Origin of the sequence: Paenibacillus tyrphae (assembly GCF_027925525.1) — a bacterium.
Taxonomy (GTDB): Bacteria; Bacillota; Bacilli; order Paenibacillales; family NBRC-103111; genus Paenibacillus_G; species Paenibacillus_G tyrfis_B.
The window spans coordinates 241076-263408 of the sequence record NZ_BSDJ01000001.1 but is presented as its reverse complement, the minus strand read 5'-3'; the positions used below and the strand labels follow the sequence as shown (position 1 = coordinate 263408).

Below are 22333 nucleotides of genomic sequence, written 5' to 3'. Positions count from 1 at the left end.
GTGGAGAAAGCGAGGGGGAGTCATACACCATGAAACGCACCTATTTCCGCATACGGAACCCGTTTGCTTCGTTTCGCAAGTCGATGCTGCGGCGCATGCTCGCCGTATCGCTTTTTGCCTCGATCTTCCCCGTCATCTTTGTCGGGTTCTCCAGCTATTGGTTTTCGTCGTCCGCGATCCGCGAGGAAGTGGACCAAGCCAACGCCCGCGTCTTGAAGCACGCTTCGTATTCCATCGATACGGCGCTGCAGCGGGTCCGCAGCAATGCACTCCAGATGTTGCTCGGTTCGTTTTTTAACGGCAACCTGACGGAGCAGAAATGGGCGAACTACGCCGGATTTTACTCCAATTTATTCCAAAATTTATCTTCTCTTCAAAATAGCAACGCCGAGATTAGCCGCATAGTCATGTATATTGCCGAAGACGATTATCTGGTGTCGCCGGATCAAGGCGGACATAAGGTTGCCGGAGAGGAGGACCGCCGGCAGCTGCAAGGCCTGCTTGCTTCCCGCGAGGCAATGTACTGGAGCCACGATACGTTCCGGTTTATGGGGGACGCCTCCGGCGGACAGGCGGGCGTAACGCTCGTGTGTCAGGTGCCGTTTCAAGCCTCGGAGCCGATCGGGCTGCTGCTTCTGCAGCTGAATCCGTCGTTCCTTCAGGAAAATATGACGCGATTTTCCGCTTATCCGGGCGAGCTTTCGTTCATCTTGAATGAGGAGGGCCGGGAGGTCGTCTCGTCGGCCGGGCAGCCCGCACCCCAGGGGTTGTATGAGCAGGTGGGAGAGCATCCCGGACGCGCCTTCTCCTTCGCGTGGGAAGGGCGGGATTATTTGGTCACCGCTCTCCATTCTTCATTCAACGGCTGGACGTACCTCGACATGGTGCCGTTGCAGGAGTTGAATGCCAAATCCCGTGGCATCGCCGTCATCACCGTGGCCATCGTGCTGGTGTTCCTGCTGCTGGGCGCAGCGGCGACGGCTTGGAGCACGAAGCGGCTGTACCGGCCGATCGAGCATCTGGTTTCGCTGGTGCGCGGGAATCGGGACGAGGAGCTGCTGGCCGACGAGATCGGCTACGTGCAGAGCCGGTGGGCGGAGCTGAATCAGGCGACAACCCGCCTGCAGACGCAGCTCAGCCGGCAGCTGCCGGCCATTCGCGAGGCGTTCGCGCTGCAGTGGCTGCAGGGGCATTACGCGCATTATACGTCGGAGCAGCTTCCGGTTCTGTTCGAACGTTATGCCGTACCATATGGGCACACACATGCTGTCTTCGTGCTCGCTTACGATCAGTCGCCGGACGGCAGCAGCCGCTTCCGGGAAAGCGACAAGGAATTGATCGTATTTACGATGAAAAATATCGCGCAGGACGTACTCGCGCAGCAGGGCGCAGGCGGCATGGTCGTGAATCTGCTGAACGATCAGATTGCCGTCTGGCTTTGGGAAGACACGGAGGACCCTGCGGCATGGTTCGCGCAGGTGCAGGAATTGGCCGCGGGACTGCGCGGCGTGCTGGCTGACTACTTGAAGCTGCCGGTCACGGCAGGGCTTGGGGACGGGCCGGGGGCGCCGGGCGGCATGCCAAGGCTGTTCGCGCAGGCGGCGATGGCGATCCGCTCCCGGTTCTGGGCCGGGACCGGTCAAGTCATCCGCAGCGGGGACGGAGACATCGGCGAAGCGAAGTCCTACCCGTACCCGTTCGAGATCGAAGCGGGGCTGGAGCAGGCGCTGCGCAACGGCGATGCCGCGGAAGCGGAGCTGCAGCTTGAGCAGTTCGCCGCCTATGCGCAGGAGACGCTGCGGGAGACGGAGCGGATTCGGACGGCCTATTACCAGCTTCTCACCGCCGCGCTGCGGGTCGTCTTCCTGCTCAATCTGTCGCTGAAGGAAGGCGACGGGACCGGCGACGAAACCGACCTGTACGTGCAGATCAAGAACGTGCATTCGATCCAGGAGCTGAACGACTGGTTCCGGGAGCGGCTGATTCGTCCCATTGCCCGGAAGGTGCAGCAAAGGCACCATCAGGAATATGAGCGGACGTTCGAGACCGCCATCGCGTATATCGAGGCGAATCATCATATCGATCTGTCATTGGATCAAGTCGCCGAGCGCTGCGGACTCAGCCCGCCATATTTCAGCAAGCTGTTCAAGCGGATCGTGGGCGTGTCGTTCATCGAATATTTGACGGCCTACCGCATCGACCGCGCCAAGACGCTGCTGCAGACGACCGGCCTGTCCGTCGCCGAAGTGGCGGAGAGCGTCGGCTATCAGCCGAAAAATTTCATCCGCGTATTCAAAAAACAAACCGGGCAAACGCCCGGTCAGTTCCGCGAGACGGGTTCGGCGTAAAGCCGGACCCGTCAGGCTGTTGAGAAAGTGGTCAAAAGAGATAATAGAGGTTACGATGGGGTGGGGTATCCACTTCCGACCGCTCTTGTCCTCGGGAAATTTGATTGAAAGCCGCTTAATAGCGGACATTTCCCGAAGACAAAGGCGGCCGCTATCGCTTCTCCAGTGGATACCCCACCTTCGTATGCATCTCTATTTTTATAAGCGACCACTTTCACAACAAGCTCACGGGTTCGGCGTAAGGCCGGACCCGTTTTATTTTGTCGAACCGCCAAGCCTTACTCCTGCGGCAGTTTGGTTGAAAAGCCTTCGATCAATACGCTTAAGCCAAAAGAAAACTCCTTCTCCCAATCCGTACTCGTGATATGGGGGGCCAGGCGGATCGTATTGGGGAAGTGCTCTTCCGGCAATTGGCGAAAAAACCGGCTGTACTGCTCGCCCATTGCTTCAAACGAAGCCTGATCTTCATCCCCGGCAAAAGCGTGAAGCCGGCTTTCTTCGGCGACGAATCCCAGCACATAGTTTTTCAGCATGGACGCGATCCACGGAATCTGGGGATCGGCGAAGCCGGCCGAGACGAAGAGCTGATATAGCTTTTCGATTTGCGTTAGACGCTGATAGCCTACCCCGATGGTAAGATTGAACAGCTCTACCGCATCCCGGTGCTGAAGAAGGACTTTCCTGAACTGAATTCCCCATTGCAACACTTGCTCTTTCCACGGTAGCGACGCCTCCGGCCAAACCATTTCCCCGCTGATTTTATCCGAAAGCAATTGCATCAACTGCTCTTTATCTTTGAAATGATAGTATAAGGAGGCGGTTTTGACCTGCAGCTTGTCTGCGATTTTGCGCATGCTGAGCTCCTTCAGGCCGATCTCATCCAACACTTGGAGCGCCGTTTGAAGGATACGAACCCGGTCGAGCGGAACATGCGCGGCTTCTGCCTCCGGCCAACCCAGGATGGAATCCGGGGGAGAGGTTCTTTTCCTAGCCATGAGAATTCACCCTTTCCGTTGACAAGTATACCATATTCGATTATTCTAACATTATTAGATTAATCTAATATAATTAGATTAAAGGTGATTCTGGTGCATACCTGCGATAAGGTACATATTCTGCCCTGCGGTAGAGTCAAAGTTATATAAGGAGGCAACTTTATGAAATTGAACCACTTGAATCTTTGCGTTAACGATCTATCCGAAGCAACGGATTTCTTCCAGCACTTATTCGGCTTTCAATTGCTCGACCAGAAAGGCGACGCTCTCGCCGTGATGAGCGATGGAGAGGGCTTTACCTTGGTTTTGAGCCGTTTTGGAGAAGAAACCGTAACTTACCCGAAAGATTTCCACATCGGTTTTTATGTTGAAACGATGGCCGAGGTAGATGAGTTCTACGCCAAGCTCGCTGCCGCCAATATTCCTGCGGAGCACGGTCCCAGAAAAATGAGAGGCGGCTACACCTTGTACTTTACGGCCCTGGGCGGCGTGCTGTTTGAAGTTACGTCTTTCTTTCGTGAATCCGAATGACGAATAGCAAAAGCCGCCCTGTATCGAATATGCTTCGAACCGGGGCGGCACTTTTATCGCCAATTGTTATTTAATAAATTGCACGTCATAGCCTTTTTGCTTCAATTGATCGAGAACCATATCTTTCACCGCATAGTGCGCCGCACCGATGACGACGAAATAGGTCGATTTACCGTCTTTCTCCAACAATTCCGCCAGTTTTTTCGCCATGTTCTTGTCCCGTTCCCCGAGCAGTTTTTGAGCCATCCCGCTTTGGGTAAATTGCTGGGAAGAAGCGGCGAAGGCTTGGGTAAAGCCGTCCAAGTCCCCCTTGGCCCACAGCTGCTGCCATTGCTTGAACTGTGCAGCCATATCCGGAGCATTGGCGTCAGGCGTTAACATCTGGTCCAGCACCGCGTTCAGTTCTTTCTCTTGCTCTTGTGGAGACGCGCTGCTCAGAATATCGCCTTGCAGCTTGAACCCTTCCAGCTCCTGAACCGGTTTTCCGGCCAGCTTGGCGCTCGATAGGAAGTGCAAATCGACACCCGAAGCGGTCGCCTGAGCTAACTCCTCTGGAGATTTCATGAGCGCCGTAAGGGCCAGATTGGAGTTGATCACCCAAGGCTTAAGTTGATCGAAGGCTTGCTTGGGCAGTCCCAATTTGTCGATTACGCGCCCCAGCTTTTCATAGGTTTCTTTGGATACGTGATCCTTTAGCGTCGTGCCATCGTTATAGCTCGTCAGACTGGTGAAATACTCCAATCCAGCCGTATCGTCCGGCATGAGATTCACTTCGACCAGCAGCGCGTCGGACGATTGGAATGCATCCTTGACCTCTTTCCGCAGCGGATACATCTCCGGAATCCCCAGGTGAATCGATCCGAACAAATACATCGTATTGTTCCCCTTCGTCACTTTCCAGAAAAGCCCTTTTGCCCCGCCGTCGGCGGTCTCATAGGCATATTCGATGACCCGGCTGGCCAGCACAGCCGCCTGCTCGACGGTACACGGTTGATCCAGCTCCAGACCGCTGCCCGTTCCCTGGACGATGCCTTTCTTCTGCAAATACGCAATCGGCTCAGCGTCCTTATCCATCTCAAAGGCTGCCGGCAGCTCGTACTGCTTTAACATACCGAACAAAGATTGGAGAACGGTGTCTCTGGTGATCGTTGCGGTTCCCGATGGCAGCGTGAACTCGCCCTTTTTGCTTAATCCGAGCGCATCCAGCTTCGCTCCGGCCGCTTGGACTAACGATTGAAATCTATCATGAGCGATCGGTTTTTGAAAGGTTCCGTCATAGTACCAAGACAGCGGGAAAATGCCGTATTTTTCCCCTTCGTTCAGTACGCCCATCGACCATGGACTGATCTGAGGCGCAGCCTGCGGCGCTTCGTTCGCCAGTGCGGGTACGACCGTTCCGAGCATTGTGGTGACGGCGAGCAAGCCCCCGGCCAGACCGCGTTTCCATTTGCTCCATGTTCCAGATTTCATGTGATGTTGCCTCCTAGATGTATGTAGTAGAATCATAGATAAAAGCAGTACTGATTATAGCCCTTTAGGCTGGGAAATTCAACCATGGGTTGGAAAACACGTGCTGCGGTCATGCTCATTTTTTGTAACGCCGGAGAAGACAAGAAGTGGGCATGAAGCGCATAAAATCGTGTACAGGCGCGTCTTTTCGGCATCTGTCGCGAGGGACGATGCTCCTTTTTTGCCCGGTTACCGCCCCAAGAATTGCGCCTTGCGGCCATCTCCGCTTCGCTGTACGATGCAGACATATTCGATCGAAGACGGATTGATCTGACAACGCAGGAGGTGGAAGCATGAGTTCATCCGAAACGGAAGCGGTTCGCGGTACGAACGTTCCGGCCGGCTTGCGGAAGAAAGGAGCCGGGCCGAAGACAAACGGCTTCATTAAGGAATGGGCGGTCGCTTTGCGAAGAGACAAGGGCTTGTACTTGCTCGCGGCGCCGGGATTGCTGTTTTTTCTCGTATTTAAATATTTCCCGATTTGGGGATTAGCTCTGGCTTTCAAGGATTACTCGCCTTGGAGCGGCTTCTGGGGCAGCGAATGGGTAGGGTCCAAATATTTCCAGGAATTTTTCTCGAACCCGGACTTCTGGATTTTGTTCCGCAACACGATGGGGATCAGCTTCATGAACATCTTGTTTTTCTTCCCGATGCCGATCGTGCTGGCGCTGCTGCTGAACGAAGTGCGCGTGCTGTTCTTTAAGAAATTCGTGCAAACGGTTATTTATTTGCCTCACTTTTTGTCCTGGGTCGTCATTGTGGGGATCTGCTTCCTGCTGCTCAGCCAAGGCACCGGCGTAGTCAACCAACTGATTACGGAATCCGGGGGCAAGTCGATTGCTTTCCTGACGAACCCGGACGGCTTCTGGCTCATGCTGACCGCGCAGAGCATCTGGAAGGAAGCGGGCTGGGGGACGATTATTTTCCTTGCGGCGCTTACGGCCATTAACCAAGAGCTGTACGAGGCGGCCCAAATCGATGGGGCGAACCGCTGGAAGCAAATGCTGAACATTACGCTGCCGGGCATCCGCAGCACGATCATCGTGCTGTTCATCCTGCGGCTCGGACAAGTGCTGGAGGTCGGCTTCGAGCAAATTTACCTGATGGCAAGCGCTCCGGTATCCAGCGTAGCTGACGTGTTCGACACCTACGTCTACCGCGTAGGCATCCTGAACGGCCGGTTCGGCTATGCAACCGTCGTCGGCGTCTTTAAATCCGTCGTCGGTCTCATCCTCGTCGTTGCGGCCAACCGTCTCGCGAAGCGTTTCGGAGAGGAGGGGCTCTACTAATATGAAAGCATCTGCCTCTTACCGTTTTTTTCAAGCGTCGAATTACGTGCTGTTAACCGTCATCTCGCTGCTGACGCTGCTGCCGTTTCTGTATGTGGTGATCATATCGTTCACCGACGCGAACGAGTATGTGACGAAGTCGGTCGTTATTTTTCCGGAAAAATGGAGTCTTGACTCGTATCGTTACATTTTGTCGACGGGAACGTTCATCCGATCGATGGGAATTAGCGCGGTGTTGGCCGTCGTTGGTACCCTGCTCAGTCTTGTCGTTACCAGCTCGCTCTCGTATGTGCTGTCGCGCAAGCGGCTCAAGGGCAAGCAGTTTTTCCTCGTGGCGATTTTGCTCACGATGCTGTTTCAGCCGGGGATGATTCCGAACTATATGCTTGTGGACAGCTTGGGCCTTACCAATACGATCTGGGCGCTCATTTTGCCGGTGCTGACCGGGGCCTGGTACGTGTTCTTGATGAAGAACTTCTATCAGGACGTGCCCGCCGAATTGGAGGAGGCCGCTAACATCGACGGCTGCTCAGACATCGGCGTCTTCTTCCGGGTCATGCTGCCGCTGTCGCTGCCGGCGCTGGCCGCTTTCGGACTGTTTTTTGCGGTGGCGTACTGGAATACGTATTTCAGCGCGGTGCTGTACATCAACGACGACTCGCTGCGGCCGATGCAGGTGCTGCTTCAACTGCTGCTGATTCAGGCGTCCACGCAGGTGGCCGACCCGAGCGTTGCGGCCATGATCCAAAGTGAGCAGACCGTGCCGCCTGATGTGATTAAGATGGCAGCTGTCGTCATCTCCTCGCTGCCGATCGTTGTGGTTTATCCGTTTTTGCAGAAGTATTTTGTCAAGGGTATGATGGTGGGCTCGGTCAAAGGCTGATGCATTCTAGTCTGACCGTGTCCGGCCGTTCACCGATAATAGAACATTCGCCTCGCATCCGGAAACATACTTAAGGGAGGTCATCTTGAATGAAAACGATGAAAACAATCGCAGCAGGCGCCGTATCGGTCGCCCTGGTCGCTTCGCTCGCCGCCTGCGGCGGGAAGGCATCTGATGCTCCGGCAGCTCAAGGGGACGGCAAATCCGGCAAGCCGATGGATATCACCGTCACGACGATCGCGTTCAGCGCGGCGCCGACCGGGGAGCTGGAAGGGCTCAAGAAGATCGGCGAGAAATTCAACGTCAATCTGAAAATCAACTACATCCCGGCCAACAACATCACGGAAAAGCTGAACGTTCTGCTGGCATCGAGCGACATCACCGACGTGATGTTCGTGGAGGACTTCAATACGACGCCGAGCTTCCTGAATGCGATCGACAAGGGCGCGTTCTGGGAACTGACACCGTTTATCAAAAATTATCCGAACTTATCCAAATATCCGCAAAACGTTTTTGATAACGCCTCCATTAAAGGCAAGCTGTATTCGCTGCCGCGGGTGCGTCCGCTGGACGGCTCCGAGGCACTCGTGCTGCGCAAAGACTGGCTTGAAAAGCTCGGCATGCAGCCGCCGAAGACAATGGATGAGCTGTATAACGTGCTTACGGCCTTCGCGAAGAACGACCCGGACGGCAACGGCAAGGCCGATACGTACGGATTGGCGCTCTTCGGTTCGCCGGGCCCGGCCGGGTATCTGATCAGTATGTTCGGCGCGGGAACGGGCTGGCAGAAAGGCGCGGACGGCAGCATCACCCCGAACTGGATGACGCCGCAGGCGAAAGAGGCGATGCAGTTCTGGAACAAAACGTTCCAATCTGGAGGCATCATGCCGGATCTGCCGGTCATGAAGAGCCAGCAGGTGCGCGACATGCTCGTTCAAGGAAAAGCCGGTGCGGCGATCACGAACGTCTCCGACGCCTATAAATTCAATCAAGACTTGAAAAAAGCGAATCCGAACGCCAACCTGGTGGCTTATGAGATTCCGAAAGCAGCGGACGGCAAAGCGCATTACGAGCAGGCTATCGGCTATTACGGCCAATTCCTCGTCAGCAAGAAAGTGAGCGAGGAGAAGCTGAAGCGCATTCTGGAAGTGTACGACTATACCGCTACCGAGGAAGGCTACAATCTGGGAACGTACGGCATCAAGGATACGGACTTCACCATCGGCGCGGACGGCGCGGTCACACAAACGGAAGAAGGTAAGAAGAAAGGCTATTCGGGCGACTCTACGGGCCAATGGGTAACCGGCTATTACAACAAGTATTTGCGCGCCAGCGTGCCGGGCATGCCGTCTGACGTACTGGAATACAATAAAAAGCTGGTCGATACGATCGCGGGACAATCCGAGCCGAATCCGGAGTTCGGGCTGCCGAAATCGGCACCGTTCAAGGAAAAAGGAGCCGACTGGAACAAAAAGATCAACGATATGATGATCAACGTCATTATCGGCAAAGCGACGATCGACGATTGGGACAAATTCGTCAAGACGATGAAGGACGACCCGGGCTATCAAAACCACATCAAGGAAATGAACGATAGCTTTAAGGCCAAGGGTCAGAAGTAATCTGGCTGATGAACCAAGCCCGCCTGTACTCCTCCAAGGGAGTGACAGAGCGGGCTTGGCTGCGAGGCTGCCCGAAAATTCGAAGAAGCGGAAGGAGATGTGCCGGCATGATGAAGCATGAGCCTTTGTTAGCTATACCGACGGAGCAGCAGCTCCGCTGGCAGAATCTGGAGCTGGGGATGTTTTGCCATTTTGGCATCAATACGTTTTGCGATCAGGAATGGGGCGACGGCTCGGACTCACCCGAGCGATTCCATCCGACAGCACTGGACGCTGTTCAATGGGTAAGGACCGCGAAGCAGGCCGGGTTTCGCTATTTTATATTGACGGCGAAGCACCATGACGGCTTCTGCCTGTGGCCGACCCGGACAACCGAGTATTCGGTGAAGTCGAGCCCGTGGCTTGACGGGAAAGGCGACGTCGTGCGCGCTTGTGCGGAGGCCTGCCGAAGCGAGGGGCTCGGGTTCGGTATTTATGTATCGCCGTGGGACCGGAATGCGGCCTGCTATCGGGATCGCGCCGCATACGACGACTTCTACGCCGAGCAGCTGACCGAGCTGCTGACGCAGTACGGGCCGCTCGTCGAGGTATGGTTCGACGGGGCCGGGTCCGAAGGCCGCGAGTACGATTGGCCGCGCATCATCTCGCTCGTCAAACGGCATCAGCCGGACGCGATGATTTTCAACATGGGGGCCCCGACGATCCGATGGGTTGGGAACGAAGACGGCGTCGCGCCGTATCCGTGCTGGAATACGGCCGAGACGGCCCGGGTCAGCATGTTTACCGAGGCGGCCGTGAACTGGCTGCCGGAGACGCCGGTCTGGCTGCCGGCCGAGTGCGACGTGCCGATCCGCAAGAATCACTGGTTCTGGCATCCGGACGACGAAGCTCGCCTGTTGAGCCTAGGGGAGCTCATGGACGTGTATTACCGCTCGGTCGGGCACGGAGCAACGCTGCTGCTGAACGTAGCTCCAGATCGGCGAGGGCTGCTGCCGGAGGCGGACGTGGAGCGCGTGCTGGCGCTCGGAGAGGAGATTCGCCGCCGTTTCGGCAGCCCGCTCGCCGAGGTGAAGGACGCCGAAGGCGCGGCGGAGTTGGTGCTGGACGAGCCTATGGAGCTGGATCATGCGGTGCTGATGGAAGACATCCGGTATGGCGAGCGCATTCGGGAATATTCGCTGGAAGCGATGCTGGACGGACGGTGGATTGAGCTCGTAAGAGGCAGCGCGGTCGGCCATAAGAAGATCGACCGGTTTGCTACGGTCCGTACGGACCGGATTCGTCTGAACGTGTTGGACAGCGCCGCCATGCCGAAAATCCGCTCGATGTCCGTATATTGCGTTTCTGGGGAAGAACGGAATATATAGATGCCATCGGCCCCGGCCTGTCCTTTCTGCTATAATGATCGTAAAAGGCGGCGGAGGGGCTGTTGACGAACGATGGCAGCTCCCCGTAATGACGCGGCGGGAGGGCGGAGCATCTGAGAACGGATCGTTTGTTGGCGATCACCGTGCTGCTGCTGAATCGAAAAAGGCTTAGCGCCAAAGCGTTGGCCGACCGGTTTGAGGTATCCACCAAGACGATTTACCGCGATATCGAGGCGCTTAGCCTGGCGGGCATTCCGATCGTCGCGCATCAGGGGACGACCGGCGGTTTTGAGATTATGGAGCAGTTTACGATCAGCCGTCAATTTCTGGCTCTGGACGAGCTGTTGTCTATGCTGGCTGCGGTCCAAGGCATACGTACGGCGTTTGACGACCAGTCGGTTTCCAATCTGTTGGAAAAAGTAAAAACGATGCTCCAGCCGACGGAGCGGGAGCAGTTGGAGCATGGCGGAGCGCCGTTGACGTTCGACTTCAATCCGTGGGGGCAGAGCGCGTCGGCGAGGGCGAGGGTTCAGGCACTAAGAACCGCGATCGGGGAACGTCGTACGGTTACGTTTCGCTACACGAATCTGGATGGAGCGGGAACCGAACGGACTGTGGAGCCGATCGGCCTGATCCTCAAAGGCTACCTGTGGTACTTGCATGCCTACTGCACGCTGCGGGGCGAATTTCGCGTATTTCGGCTGTCCCGGGTCCGGGAGCTTCGCGTGACGGAGGAGCGTTTCGAGCCGCGTCCGGCGCCAGCCTTGGACTCGTATTCCTGGCAGCCGGAATGGTCGGGGTCCGGCGCCTTGGATGTAGTGCTGACCTTTCGGCCGGAAGTCCGCGACCGCGTGGAGGATACGTTTCCGACGGAGCAGGCAGAGTGGCTGCCGGACGGTTCGATCCGCATCCGCGGCTGCTATCCGGCGAATGAGTGGTTTTACGGTTGGATGCTCAGCTTCGGGGACAAGGTGAGAATCGACGAGCCGGCGTTTATGGTGAGGGAGCTCAAGGAGCGGGCGCAAAAGATTATCGCTCAGTACGCGGAACTATGACAGGGGGCTGTCCAATTTAGCATCGTATACTAAGAAACGAAGGTTACAGAACATCGCAATTACTTGATGGTCAACTATACGATGAAAAGAGGACGAACCTATGGAAACGAGCTTTGCTTCCAAACCCGCAATGAACCTTGTCGGCGTGAGCGCCCGAACGACGAATCAGCGCGAAATCGGCCCGGACGGGGCGATTCCGCGGCTGTGGAACGATTTTTTTGCTGCGGAGCTATCCCGGATCGATGGGGTGAGCGAGCCGCATTTGACCTACGTGCTGTATACGGATTACGAGAGCGACGTGAACGGAGCTTACACGGTGCTGATCGGGCATGCGTGGGCGAAGGAGACGGCGCCGGAAGGATTGGCCGTAGAGGCGGTTCCGCAGGCGCGGTACGTCGTGTTCAAAAGCGAGCGAGGCCCCGTGGCCCGCGTCGTGGCCGAGGTGTGGCAGCGCATCTGGGCGTGGTTCGAGACGTCTTCGTACGAGCGCGCTTATACGGGCGACTTCGAGGTATAGGATGCGCGCGGCTTTGACCCCGGCGATGCCGAGGTCGAGATTTATGTGGCGGTACGCGAGGCCTGATCCGGCCCGAATCGGTTAACAGCTAGCTTGCTAGGAAAAGAGGGGGGACCGTGTGACGGTTCCCTTATTTCGTTTTCTTTTTCCATTTTTTATAATTGAAAATGAAATTATTTTTCTCCGTATGTACTCTATATTGGTGCAAGTTGGCCTTGACCGTTCGCGAGCCATCCGTTCCAACTTTAATTTTGAGCGACTTGATGCCGGACTCGACCGGAATGACTAAGTATCCGTTATGGGATTTGTCCATCTCAAAGGCCTGCTCCGTGCCGTTCGGGAACACAGCTGTAAAGACGGCATCCGCGTTTGAGCTGATCACGACCCGATAAATCGAACCGTCTACACCAGGTTTCAGATCCTCTTTTCCGTCCCCGGATGTAAAGAAGAAGCTGCCCTCTTTCGAGGTTTCGACAGAAAAATAATCCATAACGTCATTCGACTTGTTCCTTATGCCAGGTGGATCGTTCTGGGGTTGGTAGGCGTAAGCCGCTGTCGATCCGGTCAAAGAGAGGCACAATGCCAAAAGTAAAAGTTTTTTCATCTGCTTTTCCACTCCTTCTCTATACGATGGAAACTTTTTTTGCACAAAGCCAGCCTCAGTGAACCGCAGGCAGCGACGAAACCTATTCATAGAAGCTTCCGTATAAATTGCATGAACAACCTGATTCTACCATTTCAGATCGTTCTTTTACAAACATCTCTGTTGACATTCGGAAAACAATCTTCCGATACAATAAAGGGGACAAGCGGGAGAAGGACGGACGGTGAAACGATGAAAAGAAAAGGGATGCTGCTGCTTCTGGTCGCGCTGGTATCCTTGGTGCTGTATTCCAAGCTCCCGGCTCGTCCCGGGACGGCGGCGAAGATTGGGGCTCAGGCGCCCGCTTTCACGCTCTCGGCGTTGGACGGACAAACGTATACGTCGGAGCAATTTCGCGGCAAGCCGTTGATCATTAATTTCTGGGCATCGTGGTGCGAGCCGTGTAAAGCGGAGGCTCCGGCGTTGGCACGGCTGTATGAGCGGTATAAGGACCGGGTGGAGTTTGTGGCGGTCAACATTACGGCCAAGGACCGGATCGAATCCGTCCGGGCGTTCGTTTCGGAGCATGGCCTGTCGTTTCCGGTGCTGCTCGATGAACGGGCGGAGACGGCTCAGGCCTATCGTATCGTACCGATCCCGACAACCTATCTGGTGGACCGCAGCGGTATGATCGCGGATAAAATCACCGGTGCTGCCGACGACGCCACTTTTGAGAAAAAAATAACGGCGCTGCTCCAGCGTTAAAACGACGAATCGCCCTCTTTCAGCCTTTTTCGAGCTGAAGCGAGAGCGATTCGTCGTTTTTTTTACAAATCTTATTAGGCCGTGTGCAAATAACGGGCCGTTTCCGTCCGGTAAGCGCTGACGGCGGGGAGAATGCCTGCGATCATACCCAGCAGCGCAACGCCTCCGATAACGGCAGCTACATCCCAGCTGTAAGCGACCGCAACCGTCACGGATATTTGCGAGCCGATATAGTCCGACAACAGCCAGGTGAGTCCGCCGCCGAGCGCCGTGCCGAGCACGCAGCCGAAGACGACCACCAGCACGGATTCGAGCAGCACGATCGTGACGACGGCGCTGCGGCTTGCCCCGATGGCGCGCAGGATGGCGACGGTCCGTCTTCGTTCCACGGTGGAGCCGTACAGGGCGAGAACGACGGTCAGCCCGGCCATGCCCAGAACAACGTAGCTGATATATTTCAAAATTTGCTCGCCGCTGCCCATCATATCGAAGATTTTGGCGATGACTTGTCCGGGAAACACCGCCTGCGCCTCTTTGCCCTGATTGATCTCCTGATACATCTTCATCAGGTCCACGTAGCTTCGCGGCTTCACCAAGGCGGCGGTCACGCCATGTTCGTCTTCCTCGTGCTTTTGCTCCCCCGCATGCTCATGGCTGATCCAGTAGCTGTCCATGCTGACGTAAATCCCTTGATCCGAAGGGGCCGATACGCCGTGCAGGATGCCGACGACCGTGTAAGGATGGTCCTTGTGGCCTTCGTCGTGCTGCAACGATTTGGCGACGCCGTGACCGGAAATGAGCCGGTCCCCGACCTTGAGCCCGGTTTCCTTGGCGACTTTGGCACCGAGCACCGCTTCGAACGGCTTGTCAAACAACCGCCCGTCCGCGAGCCGGAAATAAGGCGGATCGCTGGGCTTCCCTTTCAGCGCAAAGAAGGAAGGGGTCGTGCCGACGAGCCGGAACCCTTTATAGTTATCACCGAGCGCAAAAGGAACCGCTTGGGTTACCCGAGGATCGTTCTCAAGCGTATGGTAATAATCCAGCGTAATATTCGCCAAAGGATTGTCCATCAAAAAGATCGTGTTGAACACAAGCTGGTTGGCGCTGCCCTTGGAGCCGACGATCATGCCGAACGGCTCGCTCGCTTTGACGATGCCCTGCTTGATGCCTGCGGAGAGCATCATGATGCTGAGCGTCATCGCGACGCCGATGCTGACAACGATGACGGTAATGAGCGTTTGGACCCGCCGGTTCATGAGGTTGCGCCAAGCCATGTGCAGCAAAGACATGTTACCCGACCTCTCTGGTATCGTAAATGGAAAGCTCCCGGAGGCTCACGACGCGGTCCAATCTGCCGGCCAGCTCCGGGTCGTGAGTGCAGAGCAGCAGGGCCGTCCCGTTCTGTTCGCAAGCTTCGGCCAGCAGCGAAAACACCTGCTCCGCATTGGCGTGGTCCAGACTGGCCGTGGGCTCGTCCGCCAGCACAAGGGCCGGGCGGTTCGCCAGCGCACGCGCGATGGAGACGCGCTGCTGCTCGCCGCCGCTGAGCTGGCCCGGCTTGTGGTGAAGCCGGTGCTCGAGGCCGACCTGCGCCAGCAGCTCGCTGGCGCGCTGCTTTTGCCCCTTCGGCGGGATGGTTTTGCCGAACTGCATGGCCGCCAGCACGTTCTCCAGCGCGGTAAAGCCCGGCAGCAGGTTGAAGCTCTGGAACACGTAGCCGATATGCTGCGCGCGGAACCGGTCCAGCTCCGCTTCGCTCAGTCGTTCGAGCTGCCGGTCCAGCAGGCGGATGGTGCCGCTTGTAGGCCGCAGGATACCGGCGATGAGCTGAAGCAGGGTGCTTTTCCCCGAGCCGCTCGGTCCGACCAGGGCCACCCGTTCGCCTGAGTTCATGGCAAAATGGGAGATGTTCAGCACGTGCACCTGCCGCTTGCCCGGAAGGGGGTACGATTTGGTCAAGTTCTCGGCATGCAGCATTACTTCAGCACCTCCACGTTGTCCGCGTTAATGCGGATCAGGCTGACGAAGCCAGTCTCTTCGTCCGTCTGCGAGCCGACGCTGAGCGTGCCCGTCACTTTGACCTGATGCTCCGTCGGCGTCACGTCCTTGCCCTTGGGCATAAAGACGACCACGATATCCGTCGGCCAGTCCGCATCCGTCGAACAGAACGGGCAGACGGTGAGCGCGACTTTGGTTAGCACGAAAAAGTTGACTTTGACGGTCAACGGCGGGGCCATGAAGCCGGTCATTTCCACTTTTTTTCCAGCCAACTGATTCACTTGATCCGATAGCTTCACGCCGCGCACCGTCATCTCGGAATACAGGTCCTCGAACGTCAAAACAGGCGTTTTGCCCGCTTCCTTCACGATATTTTTCGTCGCCGCTGCTTTAGCTTGCTTGGCCGACTGATCAGCCGCCGCTTGTTCGGCCGCGGGCGGCTTCTCTTGCGGCGGCTCCGTTCCGACTGCTGCGGGAGCGCCTTTGGCGGCCGCATCCGCCGCTGCTTGCACGCCGGGAGCCGCTGCGCTCCCCGTGGCCGCATCGCCCGCCGGGGCTGTGCCTGCGGGCGCGGTGCTCGCTGCCGCAGGGGCGGCCGCCGCACTGCCCGCGCCGGCCTCGCTCGCCCGTGCCTGCGGGGCTCCAGCAGCCGCGGTCTGCCCGCCGCCCGCTTGCCCTGCATCCGCCGCCGCCGCCGGGGCGGACGCTGCCGCCGAAACGGAAGAATCAACCGGCCCCCCGGAAGACAGGGGAACCGGTTGATTGCAGCCGGGAACGAGGAGCGTAACGGCGATCAGGCCGACGGTTAAGGCGGTCATGCCTCTTGGTTCAAGCCGCATGGGTAACGCCTCCATTCACTCCGTAATTTCCATTTATCGTTTGATCTCGCGAGCTTTGCTTACTTCGCGAGCACTTCCAGGATGGAGCTGCCGGACACGAACGTCGTGCCGTTCTCGAATTTATGCTCCAATGTAACATCCTTGCCGTTTTTCGTTGCTTTGCCGCTGTTCAGATTCAAAACAACCGTGCTGTTGTTGATTTGAATCGTAATTTCTCTTGTCGACGCGTTGAACTTCACCGTACCGCCCATCATATTGACGAAGCTGGCCAGTGGAACCCAGTTTTTGCCGTCCGATTTCGCATCGGATGCATTTAGGCCAAGCGCGTTAGCCATGCCGAAGAACACATCGGTGTTGTCCATTGTGCCTTTGAAATATTGCGACCCCGGACCGTACGCCATCAGCGGCACGTCATCGGCCGTATGGACGCCTTGGCTGTCCGCCTGACTAATGCTGCCCGGTCGCAGGAATCGGTCGCGGTTCGGATCGTCCGGATTCGCCAGCTTGGCCGGATTAGCTACATATTGACCGTCCTTGTTTTTCACCGTCGGGGAAGTCGGCACCGCATCGAATTTGTAATCTTCATAGTAGTCGGGGTGAGAGCCGAACACGACAGCCAGCTTGCGGTCAACGTCCGGCGTGTCCGGGAACCCGTCGCCGTTGCTGTCGACATACGTCGGGAATTTGGAATCCTCGTACGTGCGCAGCGCTTCGCGGCCGGACTTGCCGTCGCCTTCCCAATACGTTCCCGCGACGCTGACGGAGTGCGAGTGATCCGCCGTAACGATGATCATCGTCTCGCCGTTCTGCTCGGCGAACCGCTTGGCTACGCCGATCGCTTTATCCATCTCGATCGTATCGTAAGCCGCGCGCTCCCAATCCAGCGGATGAAGCTGCTTGTCGATGCTTGCGCCTTCAACCATCAGGAAGAAGCCTTTGTCGTTTTTGCTGAGCGTATCGAGCGCTTTTTGCGTCATATCCCACAGGTTCGGCTGATCCGTGAACGACTTCAGCTCCGCTTTGTTGTTCGTCGAGCGGTCGTAGTAGACGCTCATGTCCGACGTATGGAACAGGCCGAGCAGCTTGTCCGGCGCATTCGCCGCTTTCAGCTGGGTGGCGTTCTCGGCGATCGTGTAGCCTTTTTGCTGGAACATATCGAACAGGTTTTTCTCGTCCTTCCGTTTGGAGCCCGGCGTCGTTTTTGGAAGGAAATAAGCCGATCCGCCGCCCAGAATCACTTCCGGCTGCAGCTTGTACAACATTTCGGCGATTTCCGGCTTGTCCGAGCGTCTGCGCGTATGGGAGACGACGGCCGCCGGGGTGGCATCCTCGATTTCCGACGTTGTGACGACGCCGACCGACATGCCGCGGGTCCGCTTAAGCATTTCCGCCAGCGTCTCGACCTTCGGATCGTCAAGCGAGCTTTCCGTATTGTCCGGGTAGATGCCCAGGCCGTTGACCGCGGACTTGTGTCCGGTATTGTACGCGCTGGCGCTGTTGGCGGAGTCCGTCACGAGCGCATCCATGCCGGAGGTCGTCACGACCGCGCGCTGATCGAATTTATCCATTTCGAGCAGACTGTTGTACTTGCCCTCGGTGATCCCCTTGGACATGATGCGGGACATCGTCACATCTGGAAAAGCCATGCCGTCCCCAACGAACAGGATAACGTTTTTCGCTTTTTTGCCGCCTTGGTCGGCCAGCACGACTTCGTATTTCACGTTTTTCGCCAAGCCGTTGTCGGCTTTGACGGCGACTTCATAGGTGCCGGGCTCATTGATTTTGACGTCCCGGATCGTGAACTCCTGGCTTTTGTCTGTGTTGGTTTTGACAAAAGGCTTGCCGAAAAATTGCTCGGCATCTTTGCCGTTCACCGTAATGCTGACGGAGGAAGGCATCGCCGTCAGGTGATTTAATTCCACACGGAAGTCGAAGAGGCTTCCGGCTAAAAATTTCGCTCGGTCGATAGGTGCGATATACACGGATGGAGCTTGCGCGGTTTCCGCCGCATAAGCCGCCGGTACAGGCTCGGTAACGAATCCCGTGCCGCTTGCAAGCAGGCTGCCGGTGACCGCGATGGTGGTTAAGACTTTAAAAGCCTTTTTCATTATAAATAAGCACCTCCACTAGAATTGGACAACTCGATTATAGGCAAGTTGTGTAAAGGGGGATGAATGATTACGTTAAGAAATTATGAAGAATTTGACTTGCTTGTCCCAAAACGAACAAAACCCGAAAAAAAGCAACCCCAGCTGAAATTTTCCTCCTTACGCCGGAAGCGGCGGGCCACTACAATGAAAGTGATGAAAATGCTTACATACGAAAGTGCGAGCCGGAGGTGCAGTAGATTTGAGCTCTAACACAGATACGCCGATTCGGCGGCAGGAGCCGGCAGCCATGAGCCGTTCGGCATCCAAGCTGCTTCGCAGGCTCTACGGACAGCGTCATCTGCAAGTCATGGCGCTGCTTGGCGTCCTATGGATCGTCGTTTTCCACTATGTCCCCATGTACGGCATTGTCATTGCCTTCAAGGATTTCAATATCACGGCGCCGATTTCCGCAGCGCCCTGGGTGGGACTGGAGCATTTCAAAGCTTTTCTGGAAGACGACAGCTTGGCCGATGTGGTCAAAAATACGATCGGGATGAGCGTGCTTAAGCTGCTCTTCGGATTCCCGCTGCCGATCGTCTTCGCGCTCTTCCTGAATGAGCTGCGTTCCGTACGTTACAAGAAGGCGGTGCAAACGATCTCGTATTTGCCCCATTTTCTGTCCTGGGTCATTCTGGGAGGCATTTTGGCGACCTGGCTGGCCGACGTGGGGATCATCAACCAGTTGCTCCTGGCGATGAACCTGATCGAGGAGCCGATCAGCTATTTGGCCGAGCCCGACTATTTCTGGACCATTATCGTCACCTCGGACATATGGAAGGAGCTGGGTTGGTCCGCTATCATTTATTTAGCCGCCATCTCCGGCGTTTCTCCGGAAATGTACGAAGCGGCGACAATTGACGGGGCAGGCCGGTTCCAGAAAATGATTTACGTGACGCTCCCGGCGATCAAAGGCACGATTACCATCCTGTTCGTTCTTGCCGTCAGCGGCATTTTGAATTCGAACTTCGACCAGATTCTCGTGCTCAAAAACCAATTGAACGAGAGCGCCAGCAACGTCGTCGACGTGTACGTGTACCAGGTCGGGCTGAAGCAAAGCCGCTTCTCCTATGCAACGGCCGTAGGCTTGCTCAAATCGTTCATTTCGCTCGCTCTGCTACTCTCGGCAAACTACATCACGAAGCGATTGAACAATACGTCCTTATTCTAGGAAAGGAGAGGATCGCAGGATGGTTTCCATGAACCGCAGAACGCTGCGTGAGGTTATATTCGACCGGCTGAACGATGTCTTCATGCTCGTGATCTGCTTCGTCACGCTGTACCCGATCTGGTATGTGCTCGTGAATTCCCTGAACGACGGCAACGACGCGATGCGTGGCGGCATTTATTGGTGGCCCCGCATGTTCAGCTTTGACAGCTATTTTGCCGTATTCGCCAACGACGGCATCATGCTGGCGATGGGCGTGACGATCGCCAAGACGGTCGTCGGGACGGTCGTTCACGTGCTGTTCACCGCCATGGTGGCGTATGCGTTCTCGCGTAGAGAACTGATCGGACGCCGGGCCTATATGATGCTGGGCACAGTCACGTTGTTTTTCAGCGGAGGGCTTATTCCCTCGTACTTGCTCATTCGGGATCTGGGGCTGCTCGACAGCTTCTGGGTGTACATTATTCCGGCGATGTTCAGCTTCTTCGATCTGATCGTTTTCCAGGCGTTCTTCCGGGAGATTCCCGACGGGCTGGAGGAGGCGGCGAAGCTGGACGGCGCGAACGATTTCAAAATTTTCCGCTCGGTCATTCTCCCGGTCTCGATGCCTGTCGTTGCGACGATTGCGCTTTTCCATGGGGTGTACCAGTGGAACGATTACTTTACGGGAATGATCTACATCAATCAAAGCGAGCTTCAGCCAATCCAGACGTATCTGTACAGAGTCGTGGCCCAGTCCAGCTCCAATCAGATGATGGCCGCCACCTCCGGCACGATCGCGAAGTCCGTGTCCTCCCAGTCGATCAAGCTGGCGACGATGGTCATTACGTCTTTGCCGATTGTGATCGTGTATCCGTTTTTGCAGAAATATTTTGTGAAAGGCTTCATGATCGGCTCTATTAAGGGCTGATTCCATATCACTATGATGATACAGAAAAGGGGAAAACGTAGATGGGAATGAGTAAAACGCGCAAAACGTTCGCTATGCTGCTTGCTTTGGTCACGGCCGTATCCGCGAGCGCATGTTCCGCAGATCGCGGCAACGAACCGGCCAAAGAGGCAAAAACCGCTTCCACGGACACGGCGGCTCCGGCCGGAAATCCCGACGAGCCGGGCTGGAAGTCCGACACGAAGCCGATTACGTTCGACTGGTATTTGAACTTCTCCTGGTTTCCGAACAAATGGGGCGTCGATCCGACCTCCCAATACGTCACGAAGAAAACGGGCGTGAACATCAATTTTATCGTTCCGGCCGGCAACGAAAACGAAAAGCTGAATACGATGATCGCTTCCGGCAAGCTGCCCGATTTCATTACGCTGGGGTGGTATGAAGACGCGGTCAAGAAAATGATCGAAGGAGGCATGGTTCTCCCTCTGGACGAATTGGCGAAGCAATACGACCCGTACTTCTTCAAGGTGACGGACCCGGCCAAGACGACTTGGTATACGCAGAAGGACGGCCATTTCTACGGGTATCCGAACGCGTCCTCCTCCCCGCAGGATTACAAGAAATACGGGGAGAATTTCGTTTCCAACCAGACCTTTATGGTCCGCAAAGATATGTACGAAGCTCTTGGCAAGCCGGATATGAGAACGCCGGAAGGCTTTCTGAAGGCGCTGCAGGCGGCCAAAGAGAAGTTCCCGAGCGTGAACGGCCAGCCGCTCATTCCGCTGGGACTGAGCGAGTTTGGGGATACCGGCAACTACTCGCTGTTCGACGCGAACCAGAATTCCTCCATGCTGGCTAATTTTCTGGCTATTCCTTACGAAAAAGACGGCAAGCTATATGACCGGTACACCGACCCCGAATTCGTGAAATGGCTGAAGACGTTCCGTCAAGCGAACGAGCTCGGCTTGCTCGCCAAAGACATTTTCATCGACAAGCGTCCGCAGATGGAGGAGAAAATCGCCCAGGGCCGTTACTTCGCCATGCTGTTTCAACGCTCGGATATGGCTAACCAGAATATTTCGCTGTATCAAAAAGATCCGAACACGGCGTACATTGCCATCGACGGACCTGCCAACGCGAAGCAGGACCCGCCGACGTTGGCCGGTCCGGGAATTGCGGGCTGGACGGTGACGCTGATCTCCAAGGATGTGAAAGACAAGGCGAGAGCGATCAGGTTCCTTAGTTACCTGATCAGCGAAGAAGGGAATAAGGATCTGTTCTTGGGCGAAAAGGGCGTCAGCTACGATACCATTGACGGAAAAGACCAATTCAAGCCCGAAGCGCTCGACCTGCTGAACAAGGACCGCTCCGCTTTCGATAAGAAGTACGGTTCCTCCCATACCTTCTGGATGCTGATGGATACGAACATGAGCCTCAAATGGGCGCCGCCCAGCGTCGAGCCGATCAAGCAGCCGGAAGCATGGACCCGGGGCAAGACGAAGAGCTTCTCGCAATACGATAACATCGTGCCGACGGGCAATTCCGTCGAAGGGATCGCCAACACGAAGATTGCCCAGCTCTGGGGCAAGGCGCTGCCGAAGCTGCTGCTTGCCAAGTCCGATGCGGAATTCGATCAGCTCTTCGACAAATTCCAGAAGGATCGGCAGGCCGGCGGATGGGAGAAGGTAAGAGCGTACCAGCAAAAAGAATTCGAGGCCAATACTCAAAAGATTGCGCAATTTGCGAAGTAATTCGAGCGGTTCGGCCCGCGAGCCCGGCTTCCGGGGCTCCGGGCTTTTTTCTACTTTCCGTATTACAATAAGGGAAC

19 protein-coding genes are annotated in these 22333 nt (G+C 56.2%); 12 read left to right on the top strand and 7 right to left on the bottom strand.

All coding sequences use genetic code 11. The features are described from left to right. Positions 1–29 precede the first annotated feature (29 nt). Positions 30–2348, top strand: a complete 2319-nt coding sequence (locus QMG93_RS01265) for an AraC family transcriptional regulator (RefSeq protein ID WP_281933088.1) — start codon at positions 30–32, stop codon at positions 2346–2348. A gap of 278 nt (positions 2349–2626) precedes the next feature. Here QMG93_RS01265 and QMG93_RS01260 read toward each other — a convergent pair whose 3' ends face one another. Further along, positions 2627–3343, bottom strand: a complete 717-nt coding sequence (locus tag QMG93_RS01260; protein ID WP_281933086.1) for a TetR/AcrR family transcriptional regulator — start codon at positions 3341–3343, stop codon at positions 2627–2629. Between the two features lie 162 nt (positions 3344–3505). Between QMG93_RS01260 and QMG93_RS01255 the strand changes: the two genes are divergently transcribed. Next, the gene (locus QMG93_RS01255) at positions 3506–3874 is read left to right on the top strand and encodes a VOC family protein (RefSeq protein WP_281933084.1); all 369 of its coding nucleotides are present in this window, start codon (positions 3506–3508) and stop codon (positions 3872–3874) included. A 66-nt stretch (positions 3875–3940) separates the two neighbouring features. On the opposite strand, the gene QMG93_RS01250 is transcribed toward QMG93_RS01255, so the two are convergent. Next, positions 3941–5344 carry a TraB/GumN family protein gene (locus QMG93_RS01250; protein WP_281933083.1) on the bottom strand — a complete coding sequence of 468 codons (1404 nt, stop codon included), beginning with the start codon at positions 5342–5344 and terminating at the stop codon, positions 3941–3943. 332 nt (positions 5345–5676) lie between these two features. Here QMG93_RS01250 and QMG93_RS01245 point away from each other — a divergent pair, with 332 nt between their 5' ends. From QMG93_RS01245 to QMG93_RS01220, 6 genes are all read left to right on the top strand, one after another. Beyond that, complete coding sequence (locus tag QMG93_RS01245) at positions 5677–6672, top strand: ABC transporter permease (RefSeq protein WP_281933082.1); 996 nt, start codon at positions 5677–5679, stop codon at positions 6670–6672. A 1-nt stretch (position 6673) separates the two neighbouring features. Next, on the top strand, positions 6674–7555 hold the full coding sequence (locus tag QMG93_RS01240) for a carbohydrate ABC transporter permease (protein ID WP_281933081.1): 882 nt from the start codon (positions 6674–6676) through the stop codon (positions 7553–7555). A gap of 89 nt (positions 7556–7644) precedes the next feature. After that, complete coding sequence (locus QMG93_RS01235) at positions 7645–9177, top strand: extracellular solute-binding protein (protein WP_281933080.1); 1533 nt, start codon at positions 7645–7647, stop codon at positions 9175–9177. Positions 9178–9284: 107 nt separating this feature from the next. Next, positions 9285–10544, top strand: coding sequence for an alpha-L-fucosidase (locus tag QMG93_RS01230; RefSeq protein WP_281933079.1), 1260 nt, complete (start codon positions 9285–9287; stop codon positions 10542–10544). Positions 10545–10672: 128 nt separating this feature from the next. Then, positions 10673–11599, top strand: a complete 927-nt coding sequence (locus tag QMG93_RS01225; RefSeq protein ID WP_281933078.1) for a helix-turn-helix transcriptional regulator — start codon at positions 10673–10675, stop codon at positions 11597–11599. A gap of 100 nt (positions 11600–11699) precedes the next feature. Then, complete coding sequence (locus QMG93_RS01220; RefSeq protein ID WP_281933077.1) at positions 11700–12116, top strand: GyrI-like domain-containing protein; 417 nt, start codon at positions 11700–11702, stop codon at positions 12114–12116. Between the two features lie 130 nt (positions 12117–12246). On the opposite strand, the gene QMG93_RS01215 is transcribed toward QMG93_RS01220, so the two are convergent. Further along, positions 12247–12720 (bottom strand): hypothetical protein, encoded by a 474-nt coding sequence (locus QMG93_RS01215; RefSeq protein WP_281933076.1) that lies wholly within the window; start codon positions 12718–12720, stop codon positions 12247–12249. Positions 12721–12951: 231 nt separating this feature from the next. Here QMG93_RS01215 and QMG93_RS01210 point away from each other — a divergent pair, with 231 nt between their 5' ends. Continuing rightward, positions 12952–13464 carry a TlpA family protein disulfide reductase gene (locus QMG93_RS01210; RefSeq protein WP_281933075.1) on the top strand — a complete coding sequence of 171 codons (513 nt, stop codon included), beginning with the start codon at positions 12952–12954 and terminating at the stop codon, positions 13462–13464. A gap of 74 nt (positions 13465–13538) precedes the next feature. Here the strand turns inward: QMG93_RS01210 and QMG93_RS01205 are convergent, their stop codons facing one another. The 4 genes from QMG93_RS01205 to QMG93_RS01190 are packed head-to-tail and all read right to left on the bottom strand — an operon-like array spanning position 13539 to position 18409. Then, a complete protein-coding gene (locus QMG93_RS01205; protein ID WP_281933074.1) occupies positions 13539–14753 on the bottom strand; it encodes an ABC transporter permease in 1215 nt (404 codons plus the stop codon). Between the two features lies 1 nt (position 14754). Next, complete coding sequence (locus QMG93_RS01200) at positions 14755–15441, bottom strand: ABC transporter ATP-binding protein (protein WP_281933073.1); 687 nt, start codon at positions 15439–15441, stop codon at positions 14755–14757. After that, positions 15441–16301, bottom strand: coding sequence for a hypothetical protein (locus QMG93_RS01195; RefSeq protein WP_281933072.1), 861 nt, complete (start codon positions 16299–16301; stop codon positions 15441–15443). Before QMG93_RS01195 ends, QMG93_RS01200 begins: the two co-directional genes overlap by 1 nt. A 59-nt stretch (positions 16302–16360) precedes the next feature. Continuing rightward, positions 16361–18409, bottom strand: a complete 2049-nt coding sequence (locus QMG93_RS01190; protein WP_281933071.1) for an alkaline phosphatase — start codon at positions 18407–18409, stop codon at positions 16361–16363. Between the two features lie 289 nt (positions 18410–18698). On the opposite strand from QMG93_RS01190, the gene QMG93_RS01185 reads away from it, so the two are divergent. Genes QMG93_RS01185 through QMG93_RS01175 form a run of 3 tightly spaced genes read left to right on the top strand, consistent with a single transcriptional unit; the run spans position 18699 to position 22256 of the window. After that, the gene (locus QMG93_RS01185) at positions 18699–19619 is read left to right on the top strand and encodes an ABC transporter permease (protein ID WP_281933272.1); all 921 of its coding nucleotides are present in this window, start codon (positions 18699–18701) and stop codon (positions 19617–19619) included. Between the two features lie 19 nt (positions 19620–19638). Continuing rightward, positions 19639–20526 carry a carbohydrate ABC transporter permease gene (locus QMG93_RS01180; protein ID WP_281933070.1) on the top strand — a complete coding sequence of 296 codons (888 nt, stop codon included), beginning with the start codon at positions 19639–19641 and terminating at the stop codon, positions 20524–20526. Between the two features lie 47 nt (positions 20527–20573). After that, positions 20574–22256, top strand: a complete 1683-nt coding sequence (locus tag QMG93_RS01175; RefSeq protein WP_281933271.1) for an extracellular solute-binding protein — start codon at positions 20574–20576, stop codon at positions 22254–22256. Positions 22257–22333 lie beyond the last annotated feature (77 nt).